The sequence below is a fragment of the Chryseobacterium phosphatilyticum genome (assembly GCF_002899825.2).
GTDB classification, from domain to species: domain Bacteria; phylum Bacteroidota; class Bacteroidia; order Flavobacteriales; family Weeksellaceae; genus Chryseobacterium; species Chryseobacterium phosphatilyticum.
In genome coordinates this window covers 1,099,529-1,118,506 of record NZ_PPED02000001.1, presented here as the reverse complement: position 1 = coordinate 1,118,506, position 18,978 = coordinate 1,099,529, and the positions used below count along the sequence as shown (strand labels likewise).

Below are 18,978 nucleotides of genomic sequence, written 5' to 3'. Positions count from 1 at the left end.
TGCAACCTTGCGCTTAACATTTAAAATTAAAAAATATGGAACAATTATCATATGAAATAGAGATCAATGCAGAACCTGAAAAAGTCTGGAGTGTTCTGTGGGGAGATATTACCTACAGGCAATGGACAACTGCTTTTATGGAGGGTTCCTACTATGAAGGAACGTTGGAAGAAAAAAATATCATCAAATTTCTTGATCCCAAACATAATGGAATGTATAGCAGGGTCGAAAAAATAATCCCTAATCAAGAAATAAAATTTCTTCATTTAGGTGAAATTTATGAAGGAATTGAGGTCGCTCAGGATTGGGGTGAATCTACTGAATCGTACTTTCTGGAAGAAAATGATGAAGGAACATTACTGAAAACGGTCATTCAATCCCCGGCTGAATTTAAAGACTTTTTCGAAGAAAAATTTCCGAAAGCATTACTGCTTGTAAAGCATCTTTCTGAAAATCAGTTATGATATACAAAAATACCCAAATCAACACAAAAAATAAAAATATGGAAACCTTATCGTATGAAACAATAATCGATGCTCCCAAGCAGAAAGTCTGGGACATCCTTTGGAATCCCGAAACATATAGTGAATGGACCAAATATTTTGGACCAGGATCCGTCATGAAATCTGATTGGAAAGTAGGTGGAAAAACATATTTTGTAAATGCTGAAGGAGAAGGAATGGTTTCAACCATTGATAGTCTTGACGAACCCAATCAGGTCGTTTTTAAACATTTGGGAATGGTAGATAAAGAGGGTAATGAGGATACTCAAAGCAAAGAAGTGATGGAGTGGAATGGCTCTTTTGAAAAGTATTTCTTAATTGATTTTGACGGGAAAACAAAACTCCACACCGAAGTTCAGGTAGATAAACAATGGGAGGATCATTTGAAGACGGGTTTTACCAAAGGATTATTAGTGGTGAAAAGCCTGGCAGAAGGAGTGAGTTTTGATTCTGTGTAAAAAGTATTAATTTAGCTAATGGCTAACAGTATTTTCGAAGCTCACATCACAACGTCACATATCTGATTAAAAAATATGAAATTATTAGTAATCCTATTCGGTACATTTATTTTGGCTTTGCTGGGAACAGCTTTAGTTCACGGAAAACCGGATTTTTTATTTTCAGGAAATCTTGGAATGGCTGTTTTTATATTATTTACCGGATTTTCTCATTTTAAATTCCAGAAGGGAATGGCCATGATGATTCCCGACTTTATTCCCGGGAAAATGTTTTGGGTATATGGCACAGGAGTTTTAGAAATTGTCGCAGGTATAGGTTTGATGATTCCTTCAATCCGCGAAATTACAGCTATCCTGCTTATTATCTTTTACGTATTGGTCTTTATAGCCAATATCAATTCATCAAAAAAAAATATTAACATTTTCAAAGCAGATCATACAGGACCGGGAATGGGATACCTTTACAGGCAAAGAATCCCGATGCAGATTATTCTCATTGTATGGACCTGGTATTTTGGAATATACTTAATTTAAAAATAGAGGCAGCAGAAATGCTGTCTTTTTTTTGTTATTTGGCTGTAACATTTTAAGTTCTTGTATGTCTAATAGATATAAAGCATTTATTTTTTGAATAAAAATTTAAAATGCAGAACATAGTTTTAACTTTAAGAAATAAATTATGAATCTGAATCACAAAATTTTAGGCACGACCTATATCGTGCTATCCTCTATGATGATCAACGCACAAAGTACAACCGCAAAGTTACCGGGTGATCCTACATTGCCCTCTTCTAAAGCCAATATTGAGAAGCTTATTTCTTATGATAAAGGAAACTTCAAATATAAAGTTGAAGATTATTTTGCAAGACCGAAAGCATCCGTATTTAAAATATCTCCGGATGGAAAATACCTTTCTTATAAAGAGAAGGATCAGGATAAAAAAAATCATGTTTTTGTAAAGGATCTGGCAACAGGTAAAATTACCAAAGCTATTGTTGAGAAAGATGATTTGATTAAGGCCTATGGTTGGCTGAACAAAAGCCGTTTGTATTATACTCAGGATAAAGGAGGAAATGAAAACATTCACTTATATGCTGCCGATATTGACGGAGCTAATCTTAAGGATTTAACTCCTTTTGAAGGAATTACGTTGGGGACGATAATGCCTGTAAAAGACACAGACTTTGTTGTTGTGACGATGAATAAGAATAACAAACAAATTTTTGAGCCTTATAAAATCAATCATGTAACAGGAGAGATTACCCAACTGTACGAAAATAAGGATGTTAAAAGCCCGATTGACGACTATATTTTTGATAAAGACGGAAATCTGAGAGGATACACCGTTCTTGAAAATGGATTAACTACAAAAACCTATTATAAAGATCTGCAAACTGGTAAGTTTAACCTCATTAAATCCGCAGACTGGTCTGATACATTCAGTATTATAAAATTCAATGACAATTCTAAGAATAAGGATGAAGCTTATGTGGTAACCAATTTAGATGGGGATAAAGCAAGAATTGTTTTGTATGATCTGAAGAAAAATGCGGCGATCAAAGAAATATATGCAAATCCTGTTTATGATGTAAGCTCTATAAGTGTAGCCGGTAAGAACAGAAATTACGAACTGGATTATGTAAGCTATGAAGGTATCAAAGGAGAAACAGTTCCTGTAAGCAAATTTTATAAGGAGATTGACGACAAATTAAAATCTGAGTTTAAAGGCAAAGAGTTTGCGGTTGTTTCTTCGGATGATAATGATGACAAGCTTTTGGTAATGGTTGCCAGTGATAAACTATACGGAACTTATTATGAATATGACACCAAAAAGAAGGAACTGAAACTTCTTTACAATCTTATGCCACAGCTTAAAGAGGAAGATATGGCGGAGATGAGACCTATTGAATTCAAAAGCAGAGATGGGTTAACAATTCGTGGGTATATTACTCTGCCAAAGGCTGCTCTCGAAGGAAAAAAGGTTCCTTTGATCGTTAATCCTCATGGCGGACCACAGGGGATCAGAGACCATTGGGGGTTCAATCCTGAAACACAATTGTTTGCAAGCAGAGGATATGCTACACTTCAGGTGAATTTCAGAATTTCAGGAGGGTATGGAAAAGAATTCCAGAAATCAGGATACAAGCAGATCGGAAGAAAAGCAATGGATGACGTGGAAGACGGAGTAAAATACGCCATCAGCCAGGGTTGGATAGATAAAGATAAAATTGCCATTTACGGAGGAAGCCACGGTGGATATGCAACTTTAATGGGGTTAATTAAAACTCCGGATTTATATGCATGCGGAGTAGATTATGTAGGGGTTTCAAACATCTTTACTTTCTTTGATTCTTTCCCTGAATATTGGAAACCTTACAAAGAAATGGTAAAACAAATCTGGTATGACCTTGATAATCCTTCGGAAGCTAAAATTGCTAAAGAAGTTTCTCCGGTTTTCCAGATTGATAAGATTAAAAAACCATTATTTGTGGTCCAGGGAGCGAACGATCCAAGGGTGAATATCAATGAATCTGATCAGATTGTAAAAGCAATGCGTGCGAAAGGATTTGAAGTCCCTTATATGGTAAAATATGATGAAGGACATGGGTTTGGAAAAGAGCCGAACAGAATTGAGCTGTACAAGTCTATGCTTGGATTCTTTGCAGAAAATTTTAATAAAAAATAAACCGATAGTTTTTATCATAATGGAAACGGGAGATATTCAAATGTCTTCCGTTTCTTTTTTGTCATTGTGAGAAAAAACTGAAGGTTTTCGAAAGTAGTTTATGAAGTAATCTCTATAGGTGTTGAAGAATTGTTGGAAAATGGGAAGACGCGATGTTGTCAACAGAATATATGTTTTTAAGATGCAAATATTTTGTTTTGATGAAATTTAATTTTTCCATAGGTGCGTAAGAATACTTAAAAAACTCATTATCTGTCTACCATTTTAGCCCTGATAGGAGCGGTTACCGCGGAGTATGCTTGAGAGAGCAGGAGGGCTGAGGTCGCCGGGACACCTTGGCCTGAGGAGTATGAGAGGGGAGCAGGAAAAAGCTCCTGAAAATAAATAATGGACAACAGGCAATGAGTAATATATTGATGAAATAAAGCTCGATGGATAAAAGAAAAATTGAATTATAAGAAAAATATTTTAAATTTATTAAAGTAAAACCAAAAGGATAGTCGTCATAGCAATATGGAGGTTGTCGAAAAAATAACAATGCCACAAAAGGAGAAAGAAAGTATCATCTCACAAACCGTTTCCAACTACGGAGGGAAGCTGATGTCCTATATTCGTCCTAAAGTGAAAAACACAGAGGATGCGGAAGATATTCTGCAGGAGGTGTGGTATCAGTTCAGCAGTCTTACCAATCTTTCTGAGATTGTGAATGTAGGAGGCTGGTTATACAGAGTGACGGCAAATAAAATTACTGACCGTTACCGTAAAAAGAAAACAGAAAATCTTGAAGACTTTGTCTATGAAGATGAAGACGGAAGTTTTTCCATTAAAGATATTTTATTGATGGATGATAGTGCCGGACCTGAGGTGAAAATGTTTCAGGATGAAATCTGGAAAAGATTGTTTGAAGCACTTGATGAACTTCCCGAGAAACAAAGGCTGGTCTACGTAGAAAATGAACTGAATGACAAAACCCTCCAGGAGATTGCTGATGAGCAGGGAGAAAATATCAAGACCATTATCAGCAGGAAAAATTATGCTGTGAAGCATTTGAGAAACAGATTGAGAAAATTATACGAAGATTTAAAAAGTTAGAAAAAAAAATTATGAATCATAAATACAAAAAAGGCTGGATTTTTTTATTGTTGTGTCCACCGTTAATCTTAGCTGCCGTTACATGGATTGTAATGTCGCTTTGGAATTGTCTTCTGCCTGAAATTTTAGGGGTAAAGGCAATCACATTCTGGCAGGCAATGGGAATCCTGATTTTAAGTAAAATTCTTTTCGGAGGTTTCCATTTCGGAAAAGGGATGAGAGATTTCAAGGAAAGAAAGATGAGAGAAAAAATGAGATCCTGGTCTCCTGAAGAAAGAGAGAAATTTAAGGAAGTCTGGAAAAACAGATGTTCAGGAGGATTCTTCAACAGAAATAACGAATAATTTAAAAATTTGCAAGAAGTAGTAAAGTAAAATTAGAATTGATTCGTCTCTATAAAAAACAAGAAGCAGTAAAATTTAAAATTTTGAAAAAATGAAAAATTCAGCATTAAAAGGTGCTCTTGGAGCACTAGCCGTTGTGGGCATAGCCTTGATTGCTAAAAAAGCAGCACAAAGAAAAAGATTTATCAAAGGCATTTTTGATGAATATGGAATTAAAGAAAAATCACCTTTCGGACTGGCAGATAAAATCAGAGAAATGAATGATGAAGAGTATCAGGAACTGAAAGGAAAATTCAAAAACGAATTTGCATCAAAATGCTGCAGAAAAGATAATATCTGCGAAGCTTAAGAAATAGTAGTACTAAATGAAATTGTTTAATTCCGGCTCGGGAAGCGAAGCTTCCCGAGCCGGAATTTTTTATAAACATACCAAGGTTTTTAGAAGAATGAATATAAGATCTATTGATTTAAATACTAAATTTGTCTTTCTTTTTATTACATATTGTACTAGCATGACGCCGAAGCATATTTTCATCATCATACTCGCTCTTTGTTCCATAGTTGTATATGGGCAGAAATCAGAACTTAAAAACAAACAGTATATTTTTTTTCTGCATAATAAATTTCTGGAAGATCATTCCGCGGATGAAGCGCATCCCAAATATGGTATTGTGGAGTATGAAAAAGTCCTTCATCAGCTGAAGGACAGCAGTAATGTTGTTCTTTTTGAAAAGAGAAAACCAAACACCGATCCCGTAGTATATGCTCGGAAAATAAAGAAACAGATGGATCGTCTGATGAAAAAAGGTGTTAAAGCTGAAAATATTACAGTAGTCGGAACATCTCAAGGCGGCTATATTGCACAATATATTTCTTATTATCAAAAGAATCCGGAGTTGAAATTTGTTTTTATAGGAGCCAGTTTTAAAGATGATTCCCTGGAAAAAGATCCGGATTTCAAACTTTATGGAAGAATACTTTCAATTACAGAAAAATCGGATGATGGGCATGTTCAGTTATCAGAAGAACAGAGGTTTACCAGATCTGATATTAAGGATTTCAAAGAAATAGAGCTTAACACAGGCTTAAATCATGGTTTTCTTTTCAAAGCACTTGATGCCTGGATCCTTCCGACAAAAGAATGGATCAATCGTAAGTGATTTTTGCCACGGATGCACGAGTAAAAGTATTGTGTTTGAAAATATAGATTTTTAAAAGTCTTTTCTATGTCCCTGTGTTGTACATTTTTAAACAATATAGGAACATAGGATTTATGCAAATAACCCCCTTTCATGCATTGGAATTATCTTGCTTCACTCCTATTTACTAAGGAAGATGAGATTAAATAATATATTGATACGCAGGAGCAGCTTATTATTTACAATGAATACAAAGTAAAAAGAAAAATAATTCCTTATTTTTGTATTGCTCAATGAAAGATTACTATTATTTTCTCGGTATATCTCAGGATGCTTCAGAAGAAGACATCAAAAAGGCTTATCGTAAGCTTTCTTTAAAATATCATCCCGACAAGAATGAAAATGATGATTTTTTTGCTGACCGTTTCCGTGAGATTCAGGAGGCTTATGAAATATTGAGTGATCCGGGGAAGAGACATACCTATGATCAGAATTTAGAAAGTCACCAGAGAAGTTTCAGATACAATATACCACCTGCTATCAAGACCTTTACTTCGAATAAGATTCATGCAAAAAAAGGGGAGGAGATTATTATCACCTGGCAGACAAGTAATGCCGACGTGGTAAAAGTTTTACCTTTTGGACTGGAAAAACCTTATGGAGAAAGAATATTTAAAATCACTGAATTCAAAGACGGAAAATTTCAGCTTTTGCTTCATGCGACCAATTCTCTATTACACAAAACCGTAGTACAGGGTATTACCATTACTGAAGTTTTTGAGAATGATGCTGAAAAATTCAAAAACAATGTGGAGGACCTTTTTAGGCCACAGCCAAGGACAGTGGTGAACCGAACCGGTCAGCCTAAAATTGTAATGCTTTTTTGGGGAATTATTGTGTTGGCAATTGCCATTTATTTTTTAATAAAAACATTTAACTAAGCCATTTTCTTTCTTCCCGGGCATTTTTTACATCTTTTTCCTTTCTTGAATTTTTTGCAGCATGATTTCTTTTCGCAAAACATATCTTCATTGTTGAATGAGTATACAGGAGCCAAAGGCGGTACTTTAAACGGGACAATCATATTCATGCTGCAAATATATTAATTTAGAATAAATATAATTAATAAAATTTCATAATTTTCTTAAAACCTGATGAATAGCATTTGAAATGCCCTATATGCCGGTAATTTTACCCTAGAATTTCACTGACGTTGAAGCCTGAATTCTCCACGCATAAGCACTTTGATTACCAAAATTTTCTCTTCTTCCATAATTGGTTTCTATTCCCATTCTAACTTTTTTATAGGGATGAAAAACAATATTCAATCCTAAGTTTTGAAAGCTTTTGGTCATGTTTTCTGGAATAAATCTTTCTTCTCCCATATTAGAATGACTGGCAAAAGCTACAGAACTCCATTTGGCATTCCACCAATGCTCATAAATACCTACAATATTAAACATTCTCAATGTTTTTAATAGATTTCCGTGAGAAGGATCAGGAACAGCATCATATTTTTCTTCATTTAAATTACTGTTATTGGTTGAAAATCCTTTTCCAAAAGAGCTTTGAAGACTGATGATATTAGCTTTGTTGAGATGAAGTTTTCCCGAAATCATTGCTCCCCAGCCCCATAGGGTCTTGGTTTGATAAGGATCCTCAGGCAACTGTTTCATCTCATAACTTATGGGCGAGAGGATAGCTCCGGCCTTGAGGTAGTTTTTTTCATCCCCATATCGATATAGGGCTGTTATAGTAGGAATGATGGCTCTCTTTTTCCAGTTCAATGAATCTGCCGGCAAGGTGATGCTTGGGATATTGGGATCTTCCAGGGATAAAGACAGACTCCCTTTTTGTGATACGGGGGTTGTGTAACGAAGTTGTATTCTTCGGGTAAAAATTAAAGCGTTTGGAGGAACAAAATCAAAAATATTCGGAAAGATATCAAGATCAGAGAAATTACTCCATGTTTGTCCAAGGAGCCATTTATTCCACTGTACATATCCTTGTCTGAATCGCGGGGCGGTAGTCCCGTTGGGTCCATAGAAATCTATTTCAACATACGCAGAAAGAGGTTGGCCATTTTTCGTGTTTTTTTGTTGTATTCCTATCCCAATCTGAGATTGTTTTATACTGAAATGACTGCTTATCGCATTATGCTGGGGAATTTCTATAGAGTGGGCAATGAAGCCATCCTTTACCTTTATCTCCTGGAAATTGAACATAACGTCAGTCTGAATAAATCCCTGTACATATAGGTCCCATTCGTTTTGGTCTTCTGATTTGATGGTGGTAAGAGTTATTTGGGCGGAAACTTTTGAGTAAGGAAGTAAGGCGGATAGTAGTAAGGCAATGAGACTGCCATGTGCTTTTTTCTTCATGTGTTGAGTGGATCTTCTGTCAAGCTTATTTATTTTATTTTCTCATATATATTGGTTTTTTACGTATTAGTTTTTAGTTAAGTATTGATGATTATCAATAGCATTAAAAGGGGTTTAAGTGAAACAGTATAATGTATTGTCTCTTATTGTAAATTATTTTATTCTCTTAATGGTGAAGTGAAACTACAAAATTATTTTATATGCGTTTTTTATAATATTTTTAATTTAAATGAATGAAAAATGATATTTTAAACTAAATATTCAATGTTTTATTAGTAATAAATATTTAATATAAATTGTTATAGTTTATAAAATCAATTTAATTATTGAATAGAATGAATTGAATTTTAACACTTGTTATTAAAAGGCTATTATCGATTTTTCTTTCAATAACCAGCAATTGTAAGCTGTTGTACAATCGTGCAAAAAATTGTAATTTTACCCATCTTTTTACAAACAAAATCTAATAAATAAAAATGAATACAGAACAGTTTGTGAGCCGTCACATTTCCCTTAATGAAGCCGATAAACAGGCGATGTTGGAAAAACTTGGCGTTTCTAGTATTGAAGAGTTAATTTCTCAGACCATTCCTTCTTCTATCCGCTTAGAAAAAGATCTTGAGATCTCGGAGCCCCTTTCAGAATATGAAATGCTGAACCACTCAAAAGAATTGGCATCAAAGAATGTTGATTACACGAGTTATATCGGGTTTGGATACCACAATACATTGTTACCTTCAGCCATTCAGAGAAATATCTTTGAAAACCCGAGCTGGTACACGGCGTATACTCCTTACCAGGCGGAAATTGCACAGGGAAGACTGGAAGCTCTTCTTAATTTCCAGACTGTTGTATGTGACCTTACAGGTTTTGCATTAGCTAATGCTTCTCTGTTGGATGAATCTACTGCAGCAGCAGAAGCAATGCATATGTTCTTCAACAACAGGACAAAAGATCAGAAGAAAGCTGACGCTAACAAATTCTTCATTTCAGATCTTGTATTGCCTCAAACCGTTTCTGTATTGAAAACAAAAGCAGAAGGATTAGGAATTGAAGTGGTGATCGGAGATCACAAAACTCACCAGTTTGATGGTTCTTACTATGGTGTTTTATTACAATATCCTGGAAAAAATGGGATTGTTTTGGATTACACTGAAAATATTGCAGAATATAAAAAATTAGATCTTCAGGTAGCAGTAGCTTGTGATCCAATGGCATTGGTGAAACTTAAGTCTCCTGCAGAAATGGGAGCTGACTGTGCCATAGGAACTTCCCAGAGGTTTGGTATCCCATTAGGGTATGGAGGTCCTCACGCAGCATTCTTTGCTTGTAAAGAAGATTATAAAAGAGATATTCCGGGTAGAATTATCGGGGTTTCTCAGGATATGTACGGAAAACGTGCGTTGAGAATGGCTTTACAAACAAGAGAGCAACACATCAAAAGAGAAAGAGCTACTTCAAACATCTGTACAGCTCAGGTTCTTTTGGCGGTGATGGCCGGAATGTATGCTGTATACCATGGTCCAAAAGGATTAAACTATATCGCTGATCAGATTCACTTTAAAGCAAACGCTTTGAAGAACGGTCTTATGGCATTAGGATATGAAACTGCAGAAGAACCTATCTTCGACACCGTGAAAATCATTATGTCCGAAGAAGAGAAAGGAAGATTAATGAGAATGATGCAGGATCATAAGCTTAACCTTAATTACTTTACAGAAGGTGTGGTAAGTATTGCGATCAATGAAAGTACAACATTAGAAAAGTTAAACTATCTGATGGCTTCTTTCGCACAGTTTAAAGACAAGCAGACTTTCAAATTAGAAATTAAAGAAGGATACAGCATCCCTGACGAGAATTTAAGAAAAGACGAAATTCTTACAGAATCGGTATTCAACAAATACCATACGGAGACAGAATTGATGCGTTACATCAAACGTCTTGAAAGAAAAGATTTATCATTGACGCACTCAATGATCTCTTTAGGATCTTGTACAATGAAACTGAACGCTGCTACTCAGATGTTACCTCTTTCATGGGCGGATTGGGGAAGTGTTCACCCATTTGTGCCGGTAGATCAGGCAGGGGGTTACCAGCAGATGATTGCTGAGCTTGAAAAAGATCTTGCAACCATTACTGGTTTTGCAGGAACATCATTACAACCCAATTCTGGAGCCCAGGGAGAATATGCAGGATTAATGGTGATCAGAGAATATCATATTTCCAGAGGAGATCACCACAGAAATGTAGTATTGATCCCTCAATCTGCACATGGGACAAATCCAGCTTCTGCAGCAATGGCAGGAATGAAGATCGTCGTTGTTAAAAACCTTGAAAATGGAGAAATCGATTTCGAAGATCTTAAAGCAAAAACAGAGCAGCATTCAGAGAATCTATCTGCTGTGATGATTACTTATCCGTCTACTTACGGATTCTTTGATGCTAATATTAAAGAAATTACAAACCTTATCCATGAACATGGAGGACAGGTATATATGGATGGTGCAAACATGAACGCTCAGGTTGGATTTACAAGTCCCGGAAATATCGGAGCAGACGTTTGCCACTTAAACCTTCACAAAACTTTTGCCATTCCTCACGGAGGGGGAGGCCCTGGAGTAGGTCCAATCTGTGTTGCTAAACACCTGGTACCATTCCTTCCTTCCAACGCAAATATCAAAGTTGGAGCTAAAGAAGCTATTGATGGTATTTCTGCTGCACCTTACGGTTCAGGTTTAATTCTTAATATTTCTTATGCTTACATCAAAATGTTAGGAACAGATGGACTGAAAAAGGCTACAGGACATGCAATCATGAATGCTAATTACCTGAAAGAGATTTTAGCAGAACACTTCCCAATCTTGTATTCAAATGAGAACGGAAGAGTAGCTCACGAATGTATCGTGGATTTCCGTCAGTTCAAGTCTTTAGGAATTGAGGTGGCTGATGTAGCGAAGAGATTGATGGATTATGGTTTCCATGCTCCTACCGTTTCTTTCCCTGTTGCAGGGACATTGATGATTGAGCCTACAGAATCAGAAAGCAAATCTGAAATCGACCGTTTTGCAGAAGCATTGATCTCTATTAAAAAAGAAATTGATGAAATTGCAAACGGAGAAGCTGATGCAGCGAACAACGTATTGAAAAATGCTCCTCATACAGAACAGTTGGTAATCTCTGATTCATGGGATAAACCGTACAGCAGAGAGAAGGCAGCCTATCCATTAGAGTGGGTAAGAGACCACAAATTCTTTGCTTCCGTATCAAGAGTAGATGAAGCTTACGGAGATAGAAACTTAGTATGTACTTGTGAGCCGATTGAAGCTTATATGTAATCTCAGTTTTTGATATAATAAATCCCTTTCAGTAATGAGAGGGATTTTTTTTATTATTGCAAACTCGGCGAAGCTCAATAGGCATTATTTCTTTACTTATTCTTGGGCTTCTCTCCAATAATGATTGGCAGCAGCAATAGTTGCAAATTCGGTAGCTACAGTCTGTCCGATAGCAATTAACATAGATGCGTCATCTGCATACACGGGGCGTAATTTTTCACGAACCGCAGCGTCAGGCTGTGTCACTTTAATTATTAATCTGGCCATTTTTACGGCCAATTGCCGACCTTCCTCGGGGGTTTTAGTTAATAAAGAATTGTTTGGGACTAATTCAACTTGTTCACTCATTGTATTGTTTTTTAATTTTGATGTTTTGTTTTATTTTATGGCACAAATATAGAAGTCATTATTTTCAATATCAGTATCAAAAGTCACTGATCAGTACCTTTATTTTTCTATTATTTTGTATTATTTTTTTATCCAGTTCAATCTTCTTCATAAGTCTTGAAATTACTTCTCTTGTAGTACCAAGATCATCAGCAATGCTTTGATGTGATATGGCGAGTTCATAGGTACCGGAAATCTTTGCTTTTGTTTTTAAATAATCCCAGAGCCTGTCTTCAAGTTTGTAGCAGATAATCTGTTTGGTAGTGTGCAGCAGATCACTATAATGCTTCTGGAATTCTACGATGATAAGATTGTTAAAGGATGGAAACCGGATAAGCCATTCTTTCGCTTTATTAACAGGAATAAGGAGTAGGGTAGATTTTCCTTCGGAAATCGCTGAAAAATCAATAGGATTTGGATTAAATAAATGAACAAAACTGAAAATGCAGGAAGCTCCCTGTTGAATATAATACAACAAAAACTGCACTCCATCTTCTTCGCTATACGCTTTTACATGACCTTCTAAAACAATAGGTAAATAGTGGATCAGCTGCCCTTGCTTTACAATAAACTCATGGTCTGAAAATGTTTTGATGATTCCTGATTTTTCAATGTCTGCGATCAGTTCTTTCCCAAAATTAGGAAGGCATTTTTCAAAAATAATATTGTTTTTCATCAATCAGAAAACATTTTATAATGTTGAATATAACAAATTCCTGCCAATATCAAGAAGGATTTTTATATTTTTCATACACCATTAGATAAGCTTCTGAGGAAAAATACCGCTCAAAACAGTAAAGAAATAAGCCTGTCTCAATCAGATAACGGCACGCCCTATTTTGTAGAGGTGTTTTTTATAAGATATATTGATTAGGCTATTTTTTCTTGGTTGTATAATAAACCGCCAAAATAGCAATGCCCACAATTGCAAATGTGATCACTGATATGGTCTCCATGGAGATTCCGCTTTTGTTTGCTGGGTTATGGGACGGAGAGCATGAAAGAAGACATGAGGTTATAAGGAGTAAATATCCTTGTGTTATTTTTCCAATCATTTGTGTATTTATTTGGTTTATAATTGTTTATGATCAAAAAATATACCGGAATTTTGACTTTTGAAATTAGAGTTATTTTATTTCTAAAATGATTATTGTTTTATTTACATTTTAAAAAAGATCAATAATAATTTCATGAAATTGTTTTATCAGATTAATTTTAAGTAGGTGTGTTTTTGAAGTTATAATACATTTCAGCTATACGGTATCAGGATAGTGTCGTATTTCATATAAAAATACACCTCTCAATTTTGAGAGGTGTATGTAATTTACTTGTAATTATCTTCTTTTATAAGTGTAGGCAATTAAGATGGCTACACCCATTGAGAGGACAGTTATAATTGAAATGGTTTCAATTGAAATTCCACTTTTCATCTGTGTGTTTTCTTTTTCACATGAAAAAAAGAATAATACTGTCAATAGTAGACAGCTCGATAGTAATTTTTTAATCATAAATGAATTTATTTGGTTATTAATAGTTTTGTGATCAAAAAGTATACCGATTTTGTAGACTAATATTGGTTTGTGTTAAAAGCTTGTATTTTAGCCTGTGTTTAAAGCTTTAGAGATCTTATTAATAAGTGTCAGGTGCTCAAAATGGCTGATAATGGTCATGCGGCTAAAAAATAAACCAGAAACTGCCTGCTCTATAATCTGGTAGCTAGCAAGAAAATGTAATAATTGTGATGGCAACAGGTGCATCTTTTAATGATTTCCAGGTTGTTATTTATCTTTTAAATGATAAAATAGAATTTTAGTCTCTATTATCTGTTGTTTTTTCGTTCCAATAATGGCTGTCCGGATACGTTCTTGCTCCAAATACACCTGTTCCAACTCTTACAATAGTTGCTCCTTCTTCAATCGCGGTTTCCAGATCTCCACTCATCCCCATTGAAAGTTCTTTCATTTCAACATTGGAAATATTTTCACGAATGATCTCCTGTTGCAGATTTTTCAAAATTTTAAAGCATGATCTTACCTGTTCTTTTTCAGCACTGAATAAACCAATGGTCATTAGTCCTTTTATTTGTAGGGTAGAAAATTTGGAAATTTTTTTAATAAGATCAATGGTGGCATCAGGTTCAATCCCAAATTTGCTTTCTTCATTTGAAGTATTTACCTGAATGAGAACCTCAAGGGTTTTATGTTCAGTTAAAAGTCTCTGATGTAGTTTTTCTGCCAGATCCAGCCGGTCAAGAGATTGGATACAGGTAACATCATATTTCAGAATCTCTTTTATTTTATTGGTCTGTAAATGACCAATAAAATGATTTTCATGATAAATATCTTTTAAAGCATCATATTTCTCCTTCAATTCCTGAACTTTATTCTCTGCAATTAGGGTTTGTCCGTTTTCCAAAGCAATTTTGATACGTTCCGTATTAACAGTTTTAGTGGCAAGTAATAATTTTACTTCATTGGGATTTCTTCCTGATTCTTGGCAGGCATATTTAATCCTGTTGCGGATAAGTTCGAGGTTGTGGAGAATGTCTTCGTTCATGATTGAATTCTTTCTTTAGCTTCCAGTTTTTTGATCAAACCTGCTTTTACAGACGTAAGAGCATGGTCTTTTGCTTCTGCAAAAGAAATAGCATATTTTCTTTCAATATTCTTCAGATCTTCCGGGAATTGATCAAGGAGTTGATCATAAAAGGTATCCAAGAATTCAGCTGAAGGCATGTCGTACTTTATTTTTAGCTGAAAACGTCTTAATAAAGCAGTGTCTATAATTTCCGAATGATTGGTTGCACAAAGTAATAATGCATTTTCAGGATAATAATCAATAAGCTGAATAAGGGTATTTACCAGTCTTCTCATTTCACCCACATCTTTATCATCACTTCCTCTTGCTTTTCCGATTTGGTCCAGCTCGTCAAGGAAGAGCACTGATCTTTCTCTTGCCGCCTTATCGAAGATCATCTTAATATTTTGGGAAGTCTCACCGATACGGGATGAAACAATATTACTCAAATTCAGGATAATAATATTTTTGCCTAAAGCATTAGCAATTGCTTTTGCTGTCATCGTTTTTCCACATCCTGAGCTTCCTTCCAGCAAAATTTTATTGTTAACGGGAAGGCCATATTCCTGTAGTTCCTTACTATAAGTATGCTCTTTAATCAGTTGTATAAGCTGATCCCGATTGCTCTTATTGAGAAATACTTCGTTGAGATTTACCTGTTCTTTATCTTGAATAATAAGGTTGTAAAGATTCATGATGACAATTAAATAATCTCTGACAAAGATAAAGTTTTCTTACCTTAAGTATGAGATCCAGAATGAGAATAAAAGAGTAGGCCAGAAATTGACTATACCTGAGAATATTGTTGCCCTTTGGGTATAAAAAGTTAAGCCGGACGAAAGTCCGGCTTAACTCATTTGGATATTAAAACTTGTTATGAAACTAAGATCTTCTGGCTATGTTTTTGGGCCCTTTTACCCCAATGAGTAAAAGAGCAATTCTGATTTCTCAGACTAAAAACATAAAACAATATAATGAGTATAGATATTCTATAGGCTATTTTGTTTTAGAATTAGTTTCTTTCTCTTCTTGCTGTCATGAAATATGATGCGAATACTACTACACACGTTGCGATTCCGATATAAGTTATCATTTTGTATTATTTTTAATTATTTGACTTTTTTTTATTAATCTTTCAATTGCAATATTACAGCTTTCAAATCACGTGCCAAAACAAATCACCATGATGTATATCAGTGTATTACGTGTATAGTTGTTCATGAATTGGTGAATTTTTGTTTAAATAAAATTAATGTATTATTTAAAGTTTATTAATGTATTATTTGTTTTATTTATAAAAATTTATGAATGTGTTAATCGTTTTGTGGCTTATATATTGGAGTTGATAAAACAAATAATAAGCAATGCTCTGCATAATATTGGTGTAAAGAGAAGCTAAAAGGTGTAACATTTTAAGGTAAAATAGATTTTAATGTTAATAAAATTTATTCTTTACCATGATTTTTGAGTCGGAGTTTTTGTCAGATGTCAGTTTTAATGACATGTAAATATGCCTTTTTTAGTCACGGTATATAAAAAATAGGGGCATAAGGTTAAAACAGATTATTTGAACGCATTATGCTTTTGTAAAAAATAAATCATTATACTTTTAAAAGTTAAAATACTTTATTTGAGTTGGTTGTGGTGATGAATAAAAAATATTTTGTTTTTATACCCATTTATATCGCATGACTATTATCTTTTAGGCGCCCTCAATCAGATTTTAGTACTTTTGTATAAAGAATAAATGATGGGACGCAGTTATATTTTTCTCGCTTTGGCAATTATATTTGAAATCATAGCCACCACTTTTTTAAAGAAGTCAGAGGAGTTCTCGAAGCTTTGGCCATCCATTGTTACAGTAATAGGGTCTGCCTGTGCATTTTACTGTCTTAGTCTCACCTTGCGTCAGATTCCTGTAGGAATTACCTATGCCATCTGGTCGGGAGTAGGAATTGTTTTTATAACCATGATAGGGGTTATTGCTTTTAAGCAAGTCCCGGATTTGCCTGCCATTATTGGAATTATATTGATTGTGCTTGGTGTGATCATTATCAATGTATTTTCAAAAATGGGAACTCATTAAATAATAATGTCTTGTTTCGTTTGAAGTCGCTTCCAGTGTTGTGATTTACTTTTATACAGAAAAAATTTTCCCAATTTGTATTTGAATTTTAAATAACCACGAAATTCAATTCCATTAAATAAGGTATAAGGGATGTCGGGTCGTTCTTTTAAAGACTGATTGATGCCCCTGGTGAAAACGGTAGGCCCTGTTGTGGCGTGCACATCGTTGGGATGGCTATGATTTTCTATATTATCAAGCATCAATTCTAATGTTTTTTTTAAAAAAGGGTGGTTTTTACTGAAAATAAGTGCCCATTGAACGTATAGATTTTCATGCCTTTCAACGCTGATTATGGCCTCGTCTTTTTCCTGTATCAGCTTTCTCAGGGGTTTAGTAATTGCACTGTCTACATCCAGATATATTCCGCCTTTTTTATACAGAATAGCATATCTGAAAAAGTCAGCTTTTGCAGCACCAATCGTTAATCTATGATAGCAATTGATATATTGTGGTGGAAATTCTTCAGATAAGAACTGCTCAATGTCATCATCATCATAGAAGAAATAGAGGTATTCCGGATTTTTCCTTTTCATATTCCAGATATGAAGTCTTGTCAGCAGAGGAAGTTTCTTTGTTTTAAAAGTCTGAAATATTTGTTTGGGTATTGCCATATCCTATTGTTTTTAATCATATCAATCATTAATGAATCCCTGAATTTTTTCAAGGACGATTCATGTTTTGATAGATTTTCATGGAAAGAGTAATGACAGTCTATATATGGTAAGTTGTTTATTTTGATTACTATTTTACTAGAGATACACTATTTTAAGTAGAAAGTTTTTTCTTTGTGTCTTAATTTTTCAATAGCACAAAACTAGAATGACCAGATTAGAAGTCTTTGTGAATGAAATTAGAATATCATTAAAGAGATTAAAATAACATTAGAAAATTGTTAATAAAAATTAACATAAAGTGATTAATCGTTAAAATTTTATTAGGTTCTTTTTAAGGTAAAGAAGGGAAATAGACTTGTTATGGAAATTTTATAGTCTTTTATTTCCGGAAGTTATAAGAAATACCTGCGTTGAAATAAAATGAAGGCTGGTAATTAGATTTCCAGATATAATTTTTAAAAGAATCCTGTTTATTGAAAACCCTGGCGTTAAGGGTAGTTCTGATACCTGTTTTAAAAGTTCCGATAAAATTACCACCAAAATTATGCTCATAGGTTGCTCCTGAGTAAAGATCAGTCTGGCGAAATTCATAAGTGGCATTATTTCGATAGATATAAAATGATGTATTATCCAGTTCGGTTCCTAAGGAGATTCTTCCGTCAGTAAAAATATCTTTTCTTATCAATACTTTTTTAGGAAGCAGAATATCCATAACCCAACCATTATTAAACTTATTTTCATACGTAAAAATGGGTAATACAGGAATTTGGGCACTGGGGTCAATCACAGCCGCCAGTCCCAGCATTATTTTTGTTTTTGGATTTGCTTTTAAAATGAGAGAGGCCGTAACCATACCTCTTACACGTTCAAAGTGTTGATCACTGCCATCAGTAGAAAAAGTGGCTGAATATACTGCTGTCTTTTTGAACAGTTTTGAAAAATAACTAAGATGAATCGATTCAGAATGATAATGAAAATCCCCCTTGGTATTTCCTACTTCAGGATTTTCCGTTTGTAATGAAGTATACCGATAATGTAGAGCGGTACTCAAAAGCCATTTTCTATTTTTAACAAGGTAGATATTGGCACTGGTCTTCATCTGCTGAAAATTTTTAACTTTATTATTGGGTAATGCGTTGTCTCCAAGGAATGAAGAAGATGAGTAGGGTGTGGCTGTGGTATAGTCAATATTAAAATTCCGTGCCTGTGGAAATTTATCTGTAAAAAAAGCACGCACTTTCAGTGGAATACTGTCTTTCTTTTGAGCATAGGCACTATTTTTAAAAGGAATCATAGCCAACGGTATCAAAGCACTTTTCAATGTTTTCATAGTA

Annotated in this window: 18 protein-coding genes; 11 read left to right on the top strand and 7 right to left on the bottom strand. The window is 34.5% G+C overall.

The features are described from left to right. Positions 1 to 35: 35 nt before the first annotated feature. From C1631_RS05090 to C1631_RS05050, 9 genes are all read left to right on the top strand, one after another. Positions 36 to 464: an SRPBCC family protein gene (locus C1631_RS05090; protein ID WP_103248779.1), complete on the top strand. Its 429-nt coding sequence runs from the start codon at positions 36 to 38 to the stop codon at positions 462 to 464. A 38-nt stretch (positions 465 to 502) separates the two neighbouring features. Beyond that, complete coding sequence (locus C1631_RS05085; RefSeq protein WP_103248783.1) at positions 503 to 961, top strand: SRPBCC family protein; 459 nt, start codon at positions 503 to 505, stop codon at positions 959 to 961. A gap of 75 nt (positions 962 to 1,036) precedes the next feature. Beyond that, positions 1,037 to 1,495 carry a DoxX family protein gene (locus tag C1631_RS05080; RefSeq protein ID WP_103248780.1) on the top strand — a complete coding sequence of 153 codons (459 nt, stop codon included), beginning with the start codon at positions 1,037 to 1,039 and terminating at the stop codon, positions 1,493 to 1,495. A 145-nt stretch (positions 1,496 to 1,640) separates the two neighbouring features. Further along, positions 1,641 to 3,647, top strand: coding sequence for a S9 family peptidase (locus C1631_RS05075; RefSeq protein WP_109710880.1), 2,007 nt, complete (start codon positions 1,641 to 1,643; stop codon positions 3,645 to 3,647). Between the two features lie 537 nt (positions 3,648 to 4,184). Then, positions 4,185 to 4,739: an RNA polymerase sigma factor gene (locus C1631_RS05070; protein ID WP_185144646.1), complete on the top strand. Its 555-nt coding sequence runs from the start codon at positions 4,185 to 4,187 to the stop codon at positions 4,737 to 4,739. 11 nt (positions 4,740 to 4,750) lie between these two features. After that, complete coding sequence (locus tag C1631_RS05065; protein ID WP_109710876.1) at positions 4,751 to 5,083, top strand: hypothetical protein; 333 nt, start codon at positions 4,751 to 4,753, stop codon at positions 5,081 to 5,083. A 91-nt stretch (positions 5,084 to 5,174) separates the two neighbouring features. Beyond that, complete coding sequence (locus tag C1631_RS05060) at positions 5,175 to 5,432, top strand: hypothetical protein (RefSeq protein WP_103250120.1); 258 nt, start codon at positions 5,175 to 5,177, stop codon at positions 5,430 to 5,432. Between the two features lie 163 nt (positions 5,433 to 5,595). Further along, complete coding sequence (locus C1631_RS05055; protein ID WP_123966594.1) at positions 5,596 to 6,243, top strand: alpha/beta hydrolase; 648 nt, start codon at positions 5,596 to 5,598, stop codon at positions 6,241 to 6,243. Positions 6,244 to 6,515: 272 nt separating this feature from the next. Beyond that, complete coding sequence (locus C1631_RS05050) at positions 6,516 to 7,163, top strand: J domain-containing protein (protein WP_109710874.1); 648 nt, start codon at positions 6,516 to 6,518, stop codon at positions 7,161 to 7,163. A 255-nt stretch (positions 7,164 to 7,418) separates the two neighbouring features. On the opposite strand, the gene C1631_RS05045 is transcribed toward C1631_RS05050, so the two are convergent. Then, complete coding sequence (locus C1631_RS05045; protein WP_103248926.1) at positions 7,419 to 8,603, bottom strand: DcaP family trimeric outer membrane transporter; 1,185 nt, start codon at positions 8,601 to 8,603, stop codon at positions 7,419 to 7,421. A gap of 476 nt (positions 8,604 to 9,079) precedes the next feature. On the opposite strand from C1631_RS05045, the gene gcvP reads away from it, so the two are divergent. Further along, positions 9,080 to 11,938 (top strand): aminomethyl-transferring glycine dehydrogenase, encoded by a 2,859-nt coding sequence (gcvP, locus tag C1631_RS05040; protein WP_109710872.1) that lies wholly within the window; start codon positions 9,080 to 9,082, stop codon positions 11,936 to 11,938. A 96-nt stretch (positions 11,939 to 12,034) separates the two neighbouring features. Here gcvP and C1631_RS05035 read toward each other — a convergent pair whose 3' ends face one another. The 4 genes from C1631_RS05035 to C1631_RS05015 form a co-directional block, all read right to left on the bottom strand. Next, positions 12,035 to 12,286, bottom strand: coding sequence for a hexameric tyrosine-coordinated heme protein (locus tag C1631_RS05035; protein WP_109710870.1), 252 nt, complete (start codon positions 12,284 to 12,286; stop codon positions 12,035 to 12,037). 76 nt (positions 12,287 to 12,362) lie between these two features. After that, on the bottom strand, positions 12,363 to 13,001 hold the full coding sequence (locus tag C1631_RS05030; protein WP_109710868.1) for a Crp/Fnr family transcriptional regulator: 639 nt from the start codon (positions 12,999 to 13,001) through the stop codon (positions 12,363 to 12,365). Positions 13,002 to 14,134: 1,133 nt separating this feature from the next. Then, positions 14,135 to 14,881, bottom strand: coding sequence for a YggS family pyridoxal phosphate-dependent enzyme (locus tag C1631_RS05020; protein WP_109710866.1), 747 nt, complete (start codon positions 14,879 to 14,881; stop codon positions 14,135 to 14,137). After that, on the bottom strand, positions 14,878 to 15,597 hold the full coding sequence (locus C1631_RS05015; RefSeq protein WP_103249646.1) for an AAA family ATPase: 720 nt from the start codon (positions 15,595 to 15,597) through the stop codon (positions 14,878 to 14,880). The genes C1631_RS05020 and C1631_RS05015 overlap by 4 nt, the downstream gene beginning before the upstream one ends. A 1,055-nt stretch (positions 15,598 to 16,652) precedes the next feature. Here C1631_RS05015 and C1631_RS05010 point away from each other — a divergent pair. After that, positions 16,653 to 16,988 (top strand): DMT family transporter, encoded by a 336-nt coding sequence (locus C1631_RS05010; protein ID WP_103250000.1) that lies wholly within the window; start codon positions 16,653 to 16,655, stop codon positions 16,986 to 16,988. Here the strand turns inward: C1631_RS05010 and C1631_RS05005 are convergent. Both C1631_RS05005 and C1631_RS05000 read right to left on the bottom strand, forming a co-directional pair. Continuing rightward, entirely contained in the window at positions 16,985 to 17,641 is a 657-nt protein-coding gene (locus tag C1631_RS05005) for a glycosyltransferase family 32 protein (protein ID WP_103249999.1), read from the bottom strand. The two genes, C1631_RS05010 and C1631_RS05005, sit on opposite strands and share 4 nt — an antisense overlap. A 382-nt stretch (positions 17,642 to 18,023) precedes the next feature. After that, complete coding sequence (locus C1631_RS05000) at positions 18,024 to 18,974, bottom strand: hypothetical protein (RefSeq protein WP_109710864.1); 951 nt, start codon at positions 18,972 to 18,974, stop codon at positions 18,024 to 18,026. Positions 18,975 to 18,978: the final 4 nt, after the last annotated feature.

Coding starts and splice junctions, on each gene's coding strand:
- C1631_RS05090 (WP_103248779.1), top strand. CDS start 36: ATGGAACAATTATCATATGAAATAGAGATCAATGCAGAACCTGAAAAA.
- C1631_RS05085 (WP_103248783.1), top strand. CDS start 503: ATGGAAACCTTATCGTATGAAACAATAATCGATGCTCCCAAGCAGAAA.
- C1631_RS05080 (WP_103248780.1), top strand. CDS start 1,037: ATGAAATTATTAGTAATCCTATTCGGTACATTTATTTTGGCTTTGCTG.
- C1631_RS05075 (WP_109710880.1), top strand. CDS start 1,641: ATGAATCTGAATCACAAAATTTTAGGCACGACCTATATCGTGCTATCC.
- C1631_RS05070 (WP_185144646.1), top strand. CDS start 4,185: ATGCCACAAAAGGAGAAAGAAAGTATCATCTCACAAACCGTTTCCAAC.
- C1631_RS05065 (WP_109710876.1), top strand. CDS start 4,751: ATGAATCATAAATACAAAAAAGGCTGGATTTTTTTATTGTTGTGTCCA.
- C1631_RS05060 (WP_103250120.1), top strand. CDS start 5,175: ATGAAAAATTCAGCATTAAAAGGTGCTCTTGGAGCACTAGCCGTTGTG.
- C1631_RS05055 (WP_123966594.1), top strand. CDS start 5,596: ATGACGCCGAAGCATATTTTCATCATCATACTCGCTCTTTGTTCCATA.
- C1631_RS05050 (WP_109710874.1), top strand. CDS start 6,516: ATGAAAGATTACTATTATTTTCTCGGTATATCTCAGGATGCTTCAGAA.
- C1631_RS05045 (WP_103248926.1), bottom strand. CDS start 8,603: ATGAAGAAAAAAGCACATGGCAGTCTCATTGCCTTACTACTATCCGCC.
- gcvP (WP_109710872.1), top strand. CDS start 9,080: ATGAATACAGAACAGTTTGTGAGCCGTCACATTTCCCTTAATGAAGCC.
- C1631_RS05035 (WP_109710870.1), bottom strand. CDS start 12,286: ATGAGTGAACAAGTTGAATTAGTCCCAAACAATTCTTTATTAACTAAA.
- C1631_RS05030 (WP_109710868.1), bottom strand. CDS start 13,001: ATGAAAAACAATATTATTTTTGAAAAATGCCTTCCTAATTTTGGGAAA.
- C1631_RS05020 (WP_109710866.1), bottom strand. CDS start 14,881: ATGAACGAAGACATTCTCCACAACCTCGAACTTATCCGCAACAGGATT.
- C1631_RS05015 (WP_103249646.1), bottom strand. CDS start 15,597: ATGAATCTTTACAACCTTATTATTCAAGATAAAGAACAGGTAAATCTC.
- C1631_RS05010 (WP_103250000.1), top strand. CDS start 16,653: ATGGGACGCAGTTATATTTTTCTCGCTTTGGCAATTATATTTGAAATC.
- C1631_RS05005 (WP_103249999.1), bottom strand. CDS start 17,641: ATGGCAATACCCAAACAAATATTTCAGACTTTTAAAACAAAGAAACTT.
- C1631_RS05000 (WP_109710864.1), bottom strand. CDS start 18,974: ATGAAAACATTGAAAAGTGCTTTGATACCGTTGGCTATGATTCCTTTT.